At 73.6% G+C, this 16315-nt stretch carries 15 protein-coding genes and 1 pseudogene; all 16 read right to left on the bottom strand.

What is annotated here, in order from left to right; translation table 11 throughout:
• Window positions 1–49: 49 nt before the first annotated feature.
• Window positions 50–1201: a GNAT family N-acetyltransferase gene (locus tag JQN72_RS16935; RefSeq protein WP_204136316.1), complete on the bottom strand. Its 1152-nt coding sequence runs from the start codon at window positions 1199–1201 to the stop codon at window positions 50–52.
• A complete protein-coding gene (locus JQN72_RS16930) occupies window positions 1192–2298 on the bottom strand; it encodes a permease (RefSeq protein ID WP_204136315.1) in 1107 nt (368 codons plus the stop codon). Before JQN72_RS16930 ends, JQN72_RS16935 begins: the two co-directional genes overlap by 10 nt.
• A gap of 73 nt (window positions 2299–2371) precedes the next feature.
• Window positions 2372–2722, bottom strand: a complete 351-nt coding sequence (locus JQN72_RS16925; RefSeq protein WP_204136314.1) for a helix-turn-helix transcriptional regulator — start codon at window positions 2720–2722, stop codon at window positions 2372–2374.
• Between the two features lie 22 nt (window positions 2723–2744).
• Entirely contained in the window at window positions 2745–3524 is a 780-nt protein-coding gene (locus JQN72_RS16920) for an MIP/aquaporin family protein (protein WP_204136313.1), read from the bottom strand.
• Window positions 3521–4243 carry an arsenite methyltransferase gene (gene arsM, locus JQN72_RS16915; RefSeq protein ID WP_204136312.1) on the bottom strand — a complete coding sequence of 241 codons (723 nt, stop codon included), beginning with the start codon at window positions 4241–4243 and terminating at the stop codon, window positions 3521–3523. Before arsM ends, JQN72_RS16920 begins: the two co-directional genes overlap by 4 nt.
• A gap of 9 nt (window positions 4244–4252) precedes the next feature.
• Window positions 4253–5341: a GTP-binding protein gene (locus JQN72_RS16910; protein ID WP_204136311.1), complete on the bottom strand. Its 1089-nt coding sequence runs from the start codon at window positions 5339–5341 to the stop codon at window positions 4253–4255.
• Window positions 5338–6603 carry a GNAT family N-acetyltransferase gene (locus JQN72_RS16905; RefSeq protein ID WP_204136310.1) on the bottom strand — a complete coding sequence of 422 codons (1266 nt, stop codon included), beginning with the start codon at window positions 6601–6603 and terminating at the stop codon, window positions 5338–5340. The genes JQN72_RS16910 and JQN72_RS16905 overlap by 4 nt, the downstream gene beginning before the upstream one ends.
• Window positions 6604–6613: 10 nt before the next feature.
• Window positions 6614–7843 carry a radical SAM protein gene (locus JQN72_RS16900; protein ID WP_204136309.1) on the bottom strand — a complete coding sequence of 410 codons (1230 nt, stop codon included), beginning with the start codon at window positions 7841–7843 and terminating at the stop codon, window positions 6614–6616.
• A gap of 296 nt (window positions 7844–8139) precedes the next feature.
• The gene (locus JQN72_RS16895) at window positions 8140–9072 is read right to left on the bottom strand and encodes a DNA-3-methyladenine glycosylase (RefSeq protein ID WP_204136308.1); all 933 of its coding nucleotides are present in this window, start codon (window positions 9070–9072) and stop codon (window positions 8140–8142) included.
• Window positions 9069–9881 carry a class I SAM-dependent methyltransferase gene (locus tag JQN72_RS16890; RefSeq protein ID WP_307812791.1) on the bottom strand — a complete coding sequence of 271 codons (813 nt, stop codon included), beginning with the start codon at window positions 9879–9881 and terminating at the stop codon, window positions 9069–9071. Before JQN72_RS16890 ends, JQN72_RS16895 begins: the two co-directional genes overlap by 4 nt.
• Window positions 9878–10813: a lysylphosphatidylglycerol synthase domain-containing protein gene (locus tag JQN72_RS16885; RefSeq protein WP_204136307.1), complete on the bottom strand. Its 936-nt coding sequence runs from the start codon at window positions 10811–10813 to the stop codon at window positions 9878–9880. The genes JQN72_RS16890 and JQN72_RS16885 overlap by 4 nt, the downstream gene beginning before the upstream one ends.
• Window positions 10814–10817: 4 nt before the next feature.
• A complete protein-coding gene (locus JQN72_RS16880) occupies window positions 10818–12725 on the bottom strand; it encodes a glycosyltransferase family 4 protein (protein WP_204136306.1) in 1908 nt (635 codons plus the stop codon).
• Window positions 12718–13815 carry a glycosyltransferase family 2 protein gene (locus JQN72_RS16875; RefSeq protein ID WP_204136305.1) on the bottom strand — a complete coding sequence of 366 codons (1098 nt, stop codon included), beginning with the start codon at window positions 13813–13815 and terminating at the stop codon, window positions 12718–12720. The genes JQN72_RS16880 and JQN72_RS16875 overlap by 8 nt, the downstream gene beginning before the upstream one ends.
• 36 nt (window positions 13816–13851) lie before the next feature.
• Window positions 13852–14856: a DNA topoisomerase IB gene (locus tag JQN72_RS16870; protein WP_204136304.1), complete on the bottom strand. Its 1005-nt coding sequence runs from the start codon at window positions 14854–14856 to the stop codon at window positions 13852–13854.
• Window positions 14857–14928: 72 nt separating this feature from the next.
• On the bottom strand, window positions 14929–16038 hold the full coding sequence (locus JQN72_RS16865; RefSeq protein WP_204136303.1) for a hypothetical protein: 1110 nt from the start codon (window positions 16036–16038) through the stop codon (window positions 14929–14931).
• A gap of 113 nt (window positions 16039–16151) precedes the next feature.
• Window positions 16152–16315: pseudogene (locus tag JQN72_RS18600) on the bottom strand (IS630 family transposase); the annotation flags it as partial.

Genomic DNA, 16315 nt, shown 5'->3' with positions numbered 1-16315 from the left:
GTCCGACCACGCGGCCACGACGTCGACCGGACGCGGCCGGCGCCGGTGACTACCTGCCGGCGCCCATCGGGTGCCATGCCCGCCCTGCGGCCGTCCCCGTGAGGGCGTCGTGGACCTCCAGCCACCCCGCGGAGCCCGGCGCCGGCCCCCGGCCGGACGGCAGTGACGCCACCCGCCGAGCGGTGACCTCGCGCGCGCGGTCGGCGTCGACCGCGGCCCCGACCGACAGCGACCACCGGGCCTGTGGGCGAGCCCCCCGCCGCAGCTTGCTCTCCAGGGACTCGCCGCCGAAGTCGACCCGCACCCGACCGGTGTCCAGCGCGTGGCGCACCGGGGCGTAGAAGTAGGACTCGAAGTAGGCGCCGCTCTCCCCGGCCCGGGTGTAGTCCAGCCCCGCGACCCGCATGAACACGGTGTCGTGCCACGAGTAGCCGAGCGAGAAGGCGACGGCCCGGCCCCCGGCGTCCCGGGTGACGAACGCGAGCGCGGCGTCTGCGAGCGACCCGTGGCAGCAGAGCCGCAGGTACGCGGCCGCGGCCTCGGGGTCGGGGTCGTCGCCGTGGTGACCCTGGACCTGGCCCAGCAGCGGAGCGACCTCGGCGACGACAGGAGCCAACGGCCCGACCTCGGTGCGCAGGCCCGCCGTCTGCGCACGTCGCAGGTCGCGACGGACCACGCTGCGCGCGTTGCGGCTCAGCCCGGCGACGTAGTCCTCGAAGGTCGACGCGCCGGCGAGGTCGAGCTCGGCGACGACCATCCCCAGGACCGGGGTCGCGGCGCCGGGCAGCACCTCGTGCTCGACGACCCGGCGGGCCTCGTCCTCGGGGAGATGGGCGGCCAGCAGCACCTCTGTCCCGAGCTGCGACGCGAGCCGCCGGACCACCGCCCGCTCGTCGTCAGCGGTAGCCACGTCCTCGCGCGGCAGGTGCCCCTCGTAGCCGGCGCACCCCCCGACCAGACCGTAGTCGCCCACGGGCTCCAGCAGCGCGTCGTCGTACAGCACGCGGTGGGTGTAGCGGGGGTTCGTGCGGTCGGCGTGCACGCGGTGCCCGACGGCCGAGGCGGCGACCCCGTCGACGCGAACGAACGAAAGGCCCGCGAGCTCCGCGAACGCCCGCAGCCACGCGCTGCCGGTGTAGAAGTGACGACCGTTGCGCCGGTCCCAGACCGCGTCGTCGGCCTCGGTGGCACTCAAAGCCACGGCTGGGCCGCCACCCCGATGAGGATGCTGCCCACCAGGCCCACGCCGACGTAGTAGGCGAAGACCCTCCAGCGGACGACGGAGCGCACGGCCACCATCGCCGGAACGGTCGTGATCGCGCCCGCGAGGAGGAAGGTGACGGCGGCGCCGGGCATCATCCCCTGGGTGAGCAAGCCCTGGGTGATCGGGATGGCGCCGACGCCGTTGAGGTACAACGGCACCCCGACGAGGGCCGCGAGCGGCACCGCCCACCAGTCGGAGCTCCCGATGGCCGTGGTCACCCACTCCTGCGGCACGTAGCGGACGATGACGCCCTGCGCGACGACGGCCAGCAGCAGCCAGCGCCCGAGCCCCGTGAGGTCGCGCCCGACGTCGCGGGCGAAGCGCCGCCAGTCGATGGTGCGAGCGTTCGCCCGGACCACCTCCTGCCACGCGCAGCCGTCGTCGTCGTCGTCCCAGGGGGACTCCGCGGTGTCGCCACCGCAGGTCGCGCTGCACGCGGCCCCCGAAACCTCGTCGGCCACCGGACCGCTCGCGGGGGCGGGGCCCGCCACCGGCGCGACGGGCGTCGCCGGGCCGCCCTGCGGCACAGTGACGGCCACCGACGCGGCGACCCGGTCCGGGGCGGGCTCGGCGGTGCGGGACGGGCGCTCGCGGACGAGGACGTCGCGGAACCCGCCGCGCCGCTCGACGGCGAGGACGACGAGCGCGGAGCCCACGCTCAGCACGATGGCGCCGACGAGCCGGGCGGTCGCCACGTCCGGTCCGAGGGCCGCCGCCGAGAGCGCGAAGATCTCGGGGTCCATGGCGGGGGAGGCGATCCAGAACGCCATGATGACCGACAGCGGCACCCCTGCCCGGAGCAGACGGCTGATGAGCGGGATGACGGTGAACGAGCAGAAGGGGCTCAGGGCACCGACGGCGGCGGACAGGAGCACCCCGAGGACGCCGTGCCGGCTGAGGGCCCGCTTGGCGAGCATGTCGAGGTCGAGGTGCTGGATGAGCACCCCGAGGACGATCGCGACGAGGAACCACGGCAGCAGCTCGAGAACGGCCTGGGCCGTGAACGTCACGAACCACCAGAGCTCACCCAGCACGGCGCTCCTCCTTCACCTCGGGCAGGGGGCCCGCCGCCCGGGCCGGGAGGACGGGACCGGTCGGCAGCGGCGGTCAGGCCGTCGTCGGGATCCAGCCGGGGGACTGCGGTCCGGCGTCGACGCGAAGCCGACCCATCACCATGTCGGCCGCCGACGGGAAGCGTTCGAGGCAGTTGGCGTTGACCCGGTACAGCACCGCCGTGCCGTGCCGGCGGCGGCAGAGGAAGCCGACGCCGTGCAGGACCTTGAGGTGGTGGGACGCGGTCGACTGGCGCAGCCGCAGCGTGTCGACGATGGCGCCGACCCCGATCTCCTCGCCTGTCGTCGACAGGAGGTTGAGGATGCGGATCCGCGTAGGATCCGACAGGGCGTGGAACCAGGAGGCGAACAGCTCGGCCTCGTCGTCGGTGAGCACTCCATCCATATCTCTAGATTAAACGATCCAATCAGGTCCGATCAAGGACCGGCCCGGGCGTCGCGCCGGCGGCCGGGCTCGGGCCCGGGCCCGGGCCCGGGCCCGGGGGCAGCGTCTCCGACTCGGCCCGCGCGGCGGCGCGGACCGCCCCGGTGAACACGACGCCGGCCAGGACCAGGGCCAGCCCGCCGCCGACGAGCTGCGCCGCGACGTAGGCCGGCACCGACGCGGGCGCGATGCCGGCGAAGGTGTCGGTGAAGGCGCGGCCGACGGTGACGGCGGGGTTGGCGAAGCTCGTGGAGGACGTGAACCAGTACGCCGCCGCGATGTACGCCCCGACCATCGGGGGGATCCAGGCCGCCCGGTCCTGCCACAGCAGCCCGAGGATGACGGTGAGCAGGCCGACGGTGGCGACGACCTCGGCGAGCAGCAGCGGCGCGCCGGTCCGTTCGGTGGTCGACGCGCTGACCGCCGGCAGGTCGAACATGACGTTCGCGACGATACAGCCGCCGACCCCCCCGACCAGCTGGGCCACGACGTACGCCCCGGCCGCGCGAAGCCGCAGCCCCTCCCAGAGCACCATGCCGAGCGTGACCACCGGGTTGAGGTGCGCACCGGACACGGGGCCGAGCAGGACGATGAGCACGCACAGCCCGAACCCGGTGGCCATGCTGTTCTCGAGCAGCTGGAGCCCGACGTCGTCCGGCGACAGGCTCGCGGCCATGATCCCGGAGCCGACGACGAGGCAGACGAGTGCCCCGGTGCCGAGCAGCTCGGCGAGCAGCCGACGCCACAGCGGGATATCCCTCATCGCCGGCCCCTGATGATCGCGCCGTGCATCCTGTCGGCCACCTCGTGGGTGAAGGAGACCTCGACGCCGGTGAAGCCCGCCGCCGCCAGCAGGTCGACGTACTCGCCGCGACTCAGGGCTCCGGCGACGCAGTCGGCGTAGGAGCCGCGGTCGGCACGGTCGGCCACGCCCAGGTCGTCCTCCGCGACGACGTCGGACACCCCGAGCCGGCCGCCCGGCCGCAGCAGCCGGGCGATCTCGGCGAACACCGCCGGCTTGTCCTCCGCGAGGTTGATGACGCAGTTGGAGATGACGATGTCGATGCTGCCGTCGGGCAGCGGCACCTCGTCGAGCGTCCCCTCGAGGAACTCGACGTTCTCGACGCCGGCCTCACGGGCGTTGTCCCGCGCGAGCTCGAGCATCTCGTCCAGGGCGTCCACGCCGTAGGCCCGGCCGGTGGCGCCGACCCGCCGTGCGGACAGGATGACGTCCAGCCCGCCGCCGGACCCGAGGTCCAGCACCGTCTCGCCCGCGTGCAGCTCGGCGACGGCGGTCGGGTTCCCGCAGCCGAGGCTCGCGAGCAGCGCGGCGTCCGGGGCCTCGCCGGGACCGATCTCGGTGTAGAGCGCCGCGCCGATGACGGCCGGGTCGCTGGGGCCGCAGCACGCGCCCGCCCGGGCGGTGCTCGCGGCGGTCTCGTACTTCTCGCGCACGTCCGCACGGAGCGTGTCTCCGCTCATGATGCCTCCTCAGGCCCGCGCCGCGACGCGGTGCACGGGGGTCGGGTAGCCGGGCTTGAAGGACGCGAGCTCTGCCTCGGCCACCGAGGAGTCCCCCGCGACCGTGTCGGCCAGGGCGACGGCATCGGCGAGGATGCCGTCCATCGCCTCGGGCTCGCAGGAGACCCGGGCGTTGACGACCGCGTGGGCCGAGGTCACCGGCGTCTCCAGGCTCTCGTCGAGCACCGGCCCCTCGCCGACGAGGCTCAGCTTGACCTCGCCCTCGTCTGCGGTGGCCCGGACCTTGACGTGCCCGACGAGCAGGTCGCGCTCGCGGCAGGCGTCGTGGATCGCCTGCATCACCGTTCGTCCCCACGCGGTGAGGTCGACGCTCTCGCCCTGCAGCGTGTAGGTGGCGTTGAGCCACGCGAGCTCGGCCTCCGCGCTGGCGTAGCGGTCGTAGTCGATGTCGACGTCCCACTCCGACCCGGCCGCACCGTCCCAGGCGGCGACGAGGTCCTCCAAGCCGTCACCGGACCGCGCCGAGTAGGGCACGACCCGTGCCTTGGGGTAACGCTGCTCGACGAGGGCCACGACGGCGTCGACGTCCTCCACGGGCAGCAGGTCGGTCTTGCTCACCCCGACGATGTCGGCCTCGGCGATCTGGTGGTTGAACAGGTAGGTGACGTCGGACTCCTGGCCGCGCTCCCACACCCGCACGAAGGCCCGGTAGCGCAGCGGGTCGACGACGGTGGTGAGCGGCGCGACCTCGAGGCGGTCGCCGTAGATGTCGCGGAGCGGACGAACCACCGTGCGCTGCAGGTCGGTGCACGAGCCCACCGCCTCGACGATCACGGTGTCCGCGCTACCCGCGGCGAGAAGCCGGTCGACGAGCGCGGCGAGGTCCTCGAAGCGACAGCAGAAGCAGCCGCCCGTGACCTCGTCGACCTGGTCGACGGCCCTCTGCGCGGTCGCGGTGTCGACCAGGTCGGTCCCTTGGTCGTTGGTGATGACGGCGACACGTGCGCCGACCCGTTCCAGGGCCGTGGCCGCGGACACCATCGTCGTGGTCTTGCCAGCCCCGAGGAAGCCGGACAGGGGAATGACCTTCAGGGTCATGGGGCACCTCCACAGCAGTCGTCCCCGCCGCCGGCGAGCGGCAGGATGGTGGTCGACGGGCGGGGTTCCGCGTCGTCGAAGGTCCGCCGCCGGCGCTGGCCGAAGGCGGTGAGCAGGGCGGTGGCGCGCGGGCGAAGGGCCTCGTCGCGCACCCAGAGGGCGGTGCTGATCGACCGGGACGTACAGCCGCGCAGGGCCTTGGCCTCGTGCGCGCCGGCGCCGAGCTCCATGGAGCGCACGCCCTCGGCGTAGGCGTCGCGCATCGGCATGTCGAACGCGAACGGGAAGTACAGCCCGGACCGCTCGCCGACGACGTCGTAGTCGAACCCCGCCCACTTGACGAACAGCCGGCGGCGGCGGCGGACCGCGACGCAGGCGGCGACGACCGCGCCGTCGCGCTCGCCGAGGTAGCCCCATAGGTCGGCGTCCGCCGCGAGCAGCTCGTGCAGGATCGCGGTGATCTGGTGCGGCTGCTGGCTCGCGCCGTTCTTCTCGCGGTTGAGGCAGACCAGCTCGGCCACCCGGTCGACGTACGGGGCGAGGTCCTGGCCGCGCACGTGCCGGACGGAGAGGCCGGAGCGGGCGAGCATCACCTGGTCGTGGCGCACCCGCTGGCGACGCTTGCGGGGCAGGGACTCCAGGTGCTCGGCGTACGAGCCGGCCTCCAGGGGCAGGTGGTCCTCGAGGCCCCAGAACGTGCTCCCCCCGCCCGCGCACCGGATGCCCGTCAGGATCTCCTCGTTACCCGCGCGGTCCGGCACCCACGGGGCGACGACGCTGCGTGCCCCGGCCTCGGCGGCGGCGGCGCGCAGGGTCTCGGTGAGCGTGCCGATCATGCCGGCGGACCAGAAGTTGTACGCCGGCTCGCTGCGGTAGCCCAGCGGCGATCCGACGACGAGGCTCGGGAACAGCGCGTCCGGACCCCAGCCGTCGACCTCGTCGCTGGCGGTGCGGTCGGGTGTGACGCCGCAGCAGACCTTGGTGCCGTCCGGTGCCTCCCAGCCGAGGTAGGTGCGCGGGTCCCAGTCGACGCCCGCGGGAGCATCGAAGAGGTACCCGGGAAGCACCCCGGTCTCACCGCGCGCCCTCGTGGCGACGACGTGCAGCGGCTTGGCCTCGGTGGCCAGCCCTGCAGTCGTCCCGGCGAGCCAGGACGGCGCGAGAAACGGCCAGGCGTCCGGGGTGTTCTCGACGTCGACCCTCCAGGAGAGCGAGGGCAGCTCGCTCGCCGTGTGCACCTTGACGCGCGCGGATCCGGTCATCGTGTCCTCCTCAGCACTTGACGCAGCATCGGACGGCGCCGGCGTCCTCGGCCTCGTCGCGGCGCTCGTGCCAGAGGACCTCGACGCGCGGGTCGTCGTGGGTCCAGTCCAGGTAGGACCCGCGGTCCTCCAGCGGCACGTCCTGGACCCAGGGGGAGGACAGCAGCGGCGAGCCCTTGAAAAGCAGCAGCCGGGTCTGCAGCACGGTCGGGTGGGCGACGGTGGCGAGGCCGGTCTCGACGAGGAAGTCCTCGAAGGTCAGCAGCTCGTCGTACTCGACCCACGGGGTGAACGGGATGAACGTCGGGTTGAGGACGAAGCCCATGCGGTGGGCCTCGGCGATGGCGCGGCGCATGTCGTCGACGTCGATGCCCTTGTCGAAGATCCGCAGGATGCGGTCGGAGGGGAACTCCAGGGCAGAGGTGACGGTGACGAGGCCGAGGTCGACGAGCCGCTCGAGCTCGGTGGTGTAGTCCAGGACGTGGTCGACGCGGGTCGTGAGCTCGAAGGTCACCGAGTCGCCGAGCTCCTCGCGGATACGCCGCATCACGCTCTCGCCGACGGTGCGGGTGTTGAAGAACTCGGCGTCGATGAAGACGAAGTGGCGCACCCCGCCCTCGGCGAGCGCCAGGGCGTCAGCGACGACCGGCTCGACCTCGTAGGCCGCGCTACCCCCGTCGTAGGCGCCGTACACCGAGCAGTAGGTGCACTTGTGGTGGCACCCGCGCGAGGCCTCGATGTTGCCGACCAGCCCGCGGGCCCCGTGGTGGCCCGGGTAGAGGACGAGGTCGGGGAAGAGGTCGCGGGCCGGCTTGCTGAAGGCCAGCCGACCGCGCGGTGCCCTGGGGCTGAAGCCGGTGCGGGTGCGGATGCCCGGCACGACGTCCGGGGCCGCGCCGTCGGCGACCGCGGCGAGGTCGGTGGCCACCCGCTCGGGCTCGTCGTAGAGCACGCCGTCGACGCTGTCGAGGAAGGCCCCGGGGTTCATCTGGGCGTACTGCCCGAAGGTGACGATCTTCGCGCCGGGGAAGGCCCGGTGCAGCGAGGGCAGCAGGTCCACCGAGCGCTGGAGCGCCTCGAACTGCTGCACCGAGAGCAGCACGAGCTCGGGCTGCACGGATGGGGCGGTGGTGGGTTCGAGGTCCTGGTCCCAGGCCGTCACCTCCACCCCGGCGTCCCGCAGGGCGCCCGCGGCGCTGGCCGAGGCCAGCGGCTGGAGCCCTGCTTCGAACGGAGACACGACGACACACGAGCCCATGGTTCTTCCTCCGGTCGGTTGCGGTGGCGTCGTCCCCGATGACGACCGCGTGGCAGCACCCTCCACCCATTCATCGATATATGGCAATACGTAGGCATGTAAACGGATCGAAAATCTGTGCAAAGACCGGGACAAGCGTCGATGGACGGAGGGCTGTGGCTGGTCCCCCGACCGGGCCGGCGCGTGGTCGTCCGTACAGCTCGGCGACCCGACGACCGGCTCCCGCAAGGTCTCGCTGGTCCTCGGCCGCCGCGGTCGACCCACGCCGACCCGGTCAGTCAGCGGCCGCGGACCGGCAGGTGGGTCGGCGTCGACATCCGCGGCCCCCGCCGCGGCCGATGGTGCCCGCCGAGCTCGAGGAGCCGCTGGACCCGGTACCGGTGCCCGCGCCAGGGCTCGAGGAGCTCGGCGAGCCCGGCGTCGTCGACCGGGCTCCCGGTGAGCGCCCAGCCGATGTCCTTCGCGACGTGGTAGTCGCCGAAGCTCACCTCGTCGGGCAGCCCGAGCGCACGCTGGGCCACCTCGGCCCACGTCCAGGCACCCACGCCGGGCAGGGCGGTGAGCCGGGCGTGCGCGGCGTCCCGGGGCAGGCCGACACACTCCTCGAGCCGGCCCGCGTGCCGGACCGCCGACACCGCGGTGCGCGACCGGCCACCGTCGACCCCCGCGGCGAGCCACTCCCAGGAGGGGATGGTCCGCCATCCCTCGGGCGTCGGTGGGACGACGAGCCGCAGCGCCTCCCCCGGGCCGGGCGCGGGCTCGCCGAAGCGGCGCACCAGCCGCCGATACCCCGCGAAGGCCTCCTTGCCGGTGACCTTCTGCTCGATGACCGAGGCGACGAGGCTCTGGACGACGAGCCCGGTGCGTGGTACCCGCCAGTGCGGGCGGCGCCGCCACTCCTCGCCGACGAGAGGGTGCAGGGAGGGGTCGAAGCCGGTGGGGTCGTCGTGCTCGCCGAGGGTGTCGGGGACCCGCTCGAGCGCCCAGACGGCCCCACTCCCCCAGGCCGTCGCGGTGACCTCCTCGGCGACGCCGCCCGCCGCCTCCAGCCGGAGCGTGGCCGGGCCGTCGGGCGTCCGCCAGGCGAACCACCAGCCGTGGCCGTCGCGCCTGCTGGCCGGGTCGCCGCCCCCGCGGCGCAGGATGCCGACGACGGCCCCGAGCGGCACCGGCCGGGAGCACCGGACCGTGCGCACGGTGCCGTCGGTCATGGTCCGGCGACGTGGCGCGGCGCGACCCGCAGCGGGGGGCCGGCCGGCGCGGCGGCCCCCTTGAAGGCGACCCACACGTACGTCGGCACCAGGGGCAGACCGGCCGCGAGCACCCGCTCGGGCACCCGTGCCGCCCAGGCGGGGACGTTGTCGCCCGCGGCGAACGCCGACGGGTCCGCGAGCACGGGGAGCGTGTAGTCCCAGACGTCGTACGCGGCGAAGAGCCGCCGCAGACCACGCGGGGTGTAGTAGCGCTCGTAGTACGAGTCGCCCTTGCGGGTGAGCCGCATGTACCGGTCGGCCGCACCCTGGGGCAGCCACGACAGGAAGGGCAGCCGGTGGTGCGGCTCGACCACCTGCCATCGGTGGCCGACACCCAGGTAGAGCAGGCCTCCCGGGCGGAGCACCCGGTGGATGTCGGCGACGACGGCCTCGGGGTCGACGACGTGCTCGTAGATGTGGTTGAGCACGGCGACGTCGACCGTGCCGTCCTCGAACGGGAGGTCCTCGCCGCGGGCCACCCGGAAGTCGACACGGCTGCCGAACCTCGCCCGCGCCTTCTCCAGCCCGGGCTCGTCGATGTCGACACCGCTCGTGCGCGCCCCGGCGAGCGCGAGCTCGTCGGCGATGAAGCCCGCCGAGCACCCGACGTCGACGGCGGTGAGACCGGAGAGGTCCGCCACCCCCAGGGCATGCCGGACGACCGCGACGATCTTCGCCGCCTTCTGCCGTCGGCCCTGCTCGTCGAGCATCTTGGCCATCTGCTCGGAGTAGGCCAGCTGCTCCTCGCGCTCCGGTCGCTCGCTCACCCCTGCGATCCTAGGAGGTGGTGCCGACGCCCCCAGGCCCAGCCGCCGCCGGCGACGAGGAGGTCGGAGACGACGGCGAGGAAACGCGCGACGACGACGACCGCCGTGGCGGCCGAGAGCGGCATGAACGTCACGAGCAGCAGGGCGAGCACGCCGTCGCGGACCCCGACCCCGGCCGGCACGAGAACGGAGAGCTGTCCGGCGGCGGACGCGAGAGCGAACCCGCAGACGGCCGCGACGGCGAGGTCGGTGGCCCCGGCGGCCGGCTGCACGGCCCGGACGAGGACCGCGACGCCCGCCCCGGCCGACACCCACGCGGCGAGGAACCAGACACACGTGACGAGGACCGCCCGGCCGCCGAGGGCGTGCTCGAGCGGGTCGCGGCGCAGGATCCGCAGGCCGAGCGCCACGAGGGCGTTGAGCAGACGGGGCCACAGCAGCACACCCCCGACGAGCACTGCCGCGACGACGACCCAGGCCGTCACCGGCGAGCTCCCGCGGGCGACGAGCCGGGGCAGCGCGACGACGCCGAGCAGGCTGCCGCAGAGGATCGCCAGGCCGATGGACAGCAGACCGGTCACCGCCATCCGTCGCCTCGGCACCCCGAGCCGCGTGCCCATCTCGGCCTGCGCGAACACCGTCCAGACCGAGCCCGGGACGTACTTCCCGAGCTGGCCGACGAAGAACACGCTCGCGGCCGGTGCCGCGGGCAGCGGCGACCCGAGGTCGGCGAGCAGCACGCGCCACCCGAGCAGGGTGAACACCGGAGCGCCCGTCGTGAGCACCAACCCGGCGAGCAGCGCCCCGACGCTCATCCGCCCGAGCTCGCCCGAGACCTCCGTCCAGTTCCGGGCCAGCGCCCAGCCGACGGCGACGAGGATGACGACGAGCAGCCCGTAGCGGACGGCGTTGAGGACGCGCGAGCGGGTCATCGGCTCACCGGCGACGGAAGACGAGGCGGAGGACGGCGTACGCCGGCGAGTCGCTGTCCCCGAACCAGTCCCGCGCCTCCCGCATCCGGCCGAGGACGTCTCCGTCGACGTCCCCGACGAGCGCGAGCCCGAGGTCGTCGGCCCGGGCGAGCACGCCGCGCAGGTCCGCCGGCCGCACGGCGAAGTCGGGGTCGTCGTCGCCGATCGGGACCGTGACCGCCAGCAGACCGCCGGACCGCAGCGCCCACGAGGCCTGGCCGACCACGTGGTCGACGTCGGACGCGGTGCACCCGCCGGGATGCAGCCGCGCCAGGACGTCGAGGCTCGCGGTGTCGACGTCGAGGACCTCGACCGCCGCTCGGCGTCCGGTGAGCTCGAGCTCGACCGGCGCGAAGCCCAGGGCTCGGGCCCATCGCGAGAAGGGGCTGCCGCTACCGGACTCGTCGACGACGACCGCGGTGCCCGTGGGGTCGTCGAGGATCCGGACCAGGGCGGCGATCGCACCCAGAGCGGCCCACGCCGCGACCGGGTCCTTGGCCCGCGGCAGGCCGAGGCTCCGGGCCACCTCCGTGGCGGCGACCGCCTCGGCGTCGACGGTGAGGAGCTCGGTGGACCGCAGCGCCTCGGGCAGGTCCTGGGAGTTGAGCTCGAGCACCGGCCCCCGCCGGGCCCGCAGACCCGCGACCGTCGCCCGTGCGCGGCCGAGGGGACCGAGCGGGACCGCCGATGCCTCGGCGCCGTCGTCGAGGAGGGAGGGCTCGGCGGCGAGCGCCTCGATGGCCCCGACGTAGTTGGCCCATGGCCCGGACAGGTCGGGCTCGCGGACCTCGGCGGCGAGCCCCGCGACGACGCCCGGCTCCGCGAGGCGGCGCAGCGCGTCGACGAGCGCGTCCCGGTCGCCGGGTGGCACGACGAGGCCGTCGACGCCGTAGCGCACCTGGCGCGGGAAGGTGCCGACCGAGGTGACGAGCACCGGCAGGCCGTGTCGGCGGGCGAGGAGGACGTTCTGCGAGGCCGTCGCCGACCGGTACGGCAGGGCGAGGACGTCGTGCCGGGCGAGGAGGCCCGCGATCCGGTCCGCGGGGACGTAGCCCCCATGGACCTCGACGCGCCCACCCAGCCGGGGGTCGGCAGCGAGCTCGCGGACCCGCCGCCCGGCCTCGCCCCACAGCTCGCCCGCGACCGTCAGGGTCACGCCGCCGACGTCGCGGAGCGCGTCGACGAGGAGGTCGACGCCCTTGTAGTCGCGCACGATGCCGAGGGACAACAGCCGGACGGGGCCGTCGTGCTCGGGCCGTGGTTCGGGGGGGCCGCCCGGCAGGTGCGGTGGGAGGTCGACCTCGCGGACCCGGTGCGCGCCGAGCCCGGCCGCCACCCGCGCCTGCTCGTCGGAGTGGACGACGACCGCGTCGGCCCGGTGCACGAGGGAGCCCACGAGCTGCCGGTCCCCCGGGTGCGGCTCGTGCGGCAGGACGTTGTGCGCGATGACGACGACCCGCGGCCCGCGGTGCCCCGCGCCTCCGATGGCCCCGGCCGCCCGGAGCAGTGCCAGGTGCGCCGGGACGACGACCGGGACGACGTGCACGACGACGATGACGTCGACGTCCCGCAGCCGGCGGCCGGTGCGGACCCAGGTGTCGGGCCGCGCCCAGGAGAGCACCCGGAGCGTCCGCGGGAACGGGTCGACGTCCGGGGCCCCACCGGGGACCGCCTGCTCGCCCGGGTAGAGGGCCGAGGGGTACAGGTGGCTCCACGAGACGAGCGTGACGTCGTGCCCGGCGTCGGCGAGCTCGTGGGCCAGCGTGGTCGTGTGCGAGGCGACCCCGCCCTTGAACGGGTGCGACGGGCCGACGACGGCGACCCGCAGCGCGGCGTCGGACCCTCCGAGGGCCGGGGCGGCGGGCTCAGACACCGTCGCGGGACCGGACGACGAGGTCGGACAGCAGGGCCAGCGAGCCGATCATGATGCCGCTGACGACGAGGAGCACGGTGCTCGCCGGGAAGTAGAACGGGTGCCGGACCATGTCGACGACGGCCTTGACGGCGCCGATGGCCACCATCCACAGCGCGGGTGGCATGAGCACCTTGAGCGGGTCGAAGTACATGACCATCCGCAGCACCTGGAGGATGTAGCGGTAGGCATCGCGAACGAAGTGGAACTTGCTCACCCCGGCCCGCTTGGCGTAGGCGGTCTCGACGTACTTGATGTCGTGCTGGTTGGACAGGAACGCGATGGTGATCGTCGTGACGCACGAGAAGCCGGCCGGCAGCAGCCGCAGGTACGGGAGCGAGACGTCGCGCCGGAAGGCGCGCAGCCCCGAGTTCAGGTCGGGGATCCGCGTCTTCGTGAGCCACTCGGCGACCTTGCGGATGAACCACTTGGCCGGGACGCGGGCCCACTTGTGGGTGCCCTCCTCGGTGGTCCGGGCGCCGACGACCTGGTCGTAGGTGATGTCGTCGCGCAGGATCCGGACCAGCTCGGGGATGCGCTCGTTCTCGTAGGTCATGTCGGCGTCGGTCCACACGACGATCTCGCCGCGGGCCTGCTGGGTGCCGATCCGGCGGGCCGTACCGGAACCACCGTTGCGCCGGAACGGCAGCACGCGGATGTGCGGGTAGCGGGTCTGGGCGTCGCGCAGGACGGCGAGGGTGTCGTCGGTGCTCGCGTCGTCGATGCACAGCAGCTCGTAGGTGAGCTCGGAGTCCTCGAGGGCCCGGCTGCAGCGGTCGATCTCCTCGAGGAGGTGCGCGCCCTCGTTGTAGCAGGGCAGGACGACGGTGACGTAGGGCGCCGGCCCGGGGCCGTCGGGGCCGTCCTCGATGACGTGGCCGGTGGCGGTGCGCGTGGTCTCCGGGCGTGGCGTGACCGACGGGTCGTAGCCCCGGCCGGCGAGCTCTCCGGTGCGGACGTCGAGGGTGTCGGCGGCCCCGGCGGTGGCGATGCGCTCGGTCGGTGCGGCGTGCAGGGCGCCGTCGTCGGCCGCGGCGGGGTGCTCGTTCATCGCCCGCGAGCCTACCGGCGCGGGGCCCCGCCGCCGTCAGGCGCCGTCGATGAGCCGGGCGACCGCCTTCTCGACCGCCGCCTGGCGCTTCGCGTCGTCGCGGTAGCGCTTGGCGAGCGTCCCGGCGATCGTCACGCCGTCCTCGTACTGGTCGATGACCCGCGGGTCGATGTAGGACTTCCTCGCGATCGTCGGGGTGTTGCCGAGGTAGGCCGCGACCTCCTCCACCGCCGCCTTGACCGCCCGTGTGCGCGAGGTGGTCGTGTCGCCGGGCTCCTCGGACTCGGCGAGCGCGACGGCGGCGAGCACGGTCGCGTGCCAGGTCCGGAAGTCCTTGGCGGTGAGGTCCTCGGCGACCATCGTCGAGATGTAGTCGTTGACCGCGGAGGCGTCGAGGTCGGCCCAGCGCGCCTCTCCCTTGTAGGCAAGGAGCCGGGCCGACCCCCCGCGCCGCCGCCGCATGAAGTTGAGCGAGTCGATCACCTGGGGGTCGCTGATGACGATCGAGTGCTCGATGCCGGACTTCCCGACGAACGAGAAGACGAGGTCGCTGCCCTGGCGGCGGACGTGCCGCCGTTCGAGGGTGGTCAGCCCGAACGAGCCGTTGGCGTCGGCGTAGGCGTCCGAGCCGATCCGGAAGTACCCGAGGTCGAGCAACCGGGTGGCGGTGGCGGCGGCGCGGGCCAGCGGCATCCCCTCCCCCGCCAGGTCGTCGACGATCCGCTCGCGGGCCTTGGCCAGCCGCGCACCCGCGATCTTCACCCGGTCGAACTTCAGCTCGTCGCGCTGGGTCCGCCAGTCCGGATGGTAGAGGTACTGGCGGCGTCCGGCGGCGTCGGTGCCGATGGCCTGGATGTGGCCGTTGGGGTACGGGCAGATCCAGACGTCCTCCCAGGCGGGCGGGATGGCGAGCGCCTTGATCCGGGCGACCTCGGCGGGTGGGAGGAACTCGCCGCCGGCGTCGCGGTACGAGAAGTGCCTGCCGGCACGCCTGCGTGTCCACCCCGCCGATCGGGGGGACACCCGCCGCAACCTCGCCATGACGCGACTCTACGACCGATCGGGCGGCTGACCTGCATCGATGTCGTGATCCGCCAGACTGACCGAGACGGCTCAGCGTGGCCGGGGCGGTTTGGTGTTCAGGCCGAGCCGTTCGGCGCGATCGTAGGTGAGGATGGCTTCGCCGAAGTCGCGGCGGGCCTGGTCGAGCACGTCCGGCGCGACGGGCCGGCGGGCGGCGACGGGTTCGTACCAGGGGGCGAGGTCGCGGGCCTCGACCAGGTGGTGGTCGTGGTCCAGCCGGGTGGTGACCCAGGAGGTGAGGTCGGTGGCCGCGGCGAGGTGCTGGTCGGTGAGGATCTGGATGCCGCAGGGGTCGAGGGTGAACTCGGCCCACCGTTCGGGATGGTAGTCGTAGGCTCGTCCGTCGGCCGCGCCAGAGTACTTCGGCAGGCGCAGGCCCGAGAAATCGTGAGGGGTGACCATGGCGATGGCCAGGCCCTCCAGAGGTGCTGTGGTGAGCGCGGCTCGCAACTCGTCGACAGTCTCCCGCCACGGGCGCAGCCCGCGACTGGTCAGGCTGACCAAGCCGCGTCTGGCGACGCTGACATGACGCAGCTCGGAGCGGTGCTTGTCGTAGCCGGACGACAAGGCAATCGAGCGCCGCTGCAGGTCGGTACGCATGACTCGCCTGGCTGTGGTGGCGTCGACCCAGAATCGGGCGCGCAGGTCCGCCAGCGCCATCACGCGGGCACCGTGGGCCGTGAGCCACCCCATGCCCAGGCCCAGGGCGCGGTCGAGGACCTCGGCGTCGGGCAACCATCCGTCGTAGTAGCCCACTCCGGGCCGGGGCCGGTAGCCGAGCACGGCGACGAACGAGACCGCCTCGCGGTCGACCCGTTGGGCCCACCGGGGGTTTCCCACCACCGACGCGCCGGTGAGCGTGCCCTCGAACCCGGCGTCGTCGAGACCGGCCGCGAGCTGCTCGATCCACGGGTCGACCTCCGCGCGCAGCCCCTCGGCCAGCAGCAGGAACCCTCCCGGACCGGCGAACCAGCCCCCGTTGGCCGGTGAGTCCCCCTCGTCCGGAGGGAGAGCGGCATCCAGGACTTGCTCGTCGACCTCGGCGTCGGTGCGCAGCCGCAGGATCACCGTGCCCTCACCTCCCAGTGCCCCAGCACACCGGCGCACGCCCATCCAGTCGACGTCCACCACTGCTCGCACCCACCTGCCCTCGACGGTCGAATCCGGGAAAGATGCTAGTGGCGCTGTCGCGACGGCGATCGAACACCCGCCCAACTGGCTCTGGACGACCGCGAACGCCAGGGACCAGAGAGCTAGTGGTTCGTGTTTGAAGTTTTCTGACGGTTGGCCTTCTTGAGGATGTCGTCGGCGGTCTTGGTCCACACGAAGGGGTGGGAGCGGTCGTTCCAGCCGTTGATGAAGACGCGGATCTTGGCGTTGAGCTCGCGCACGGATCGGAACGTGCCGCGGCGGATGG

The sequence above is a fragment of the Phycicoccus sp. CSK15P-2 genome (assembly GCF_016888005.1).
Taxonomy (GTDB): domain Bacteria; phylum Actinomycetota; class Actinomycetes; order Actinomycetales; family Dermatophilaceae; genus Phycicoccus.
Note: the sequence above shows the minus strand (reverse complement) of the source record. Positions and strands in the feature narration are given on the sequence as shown.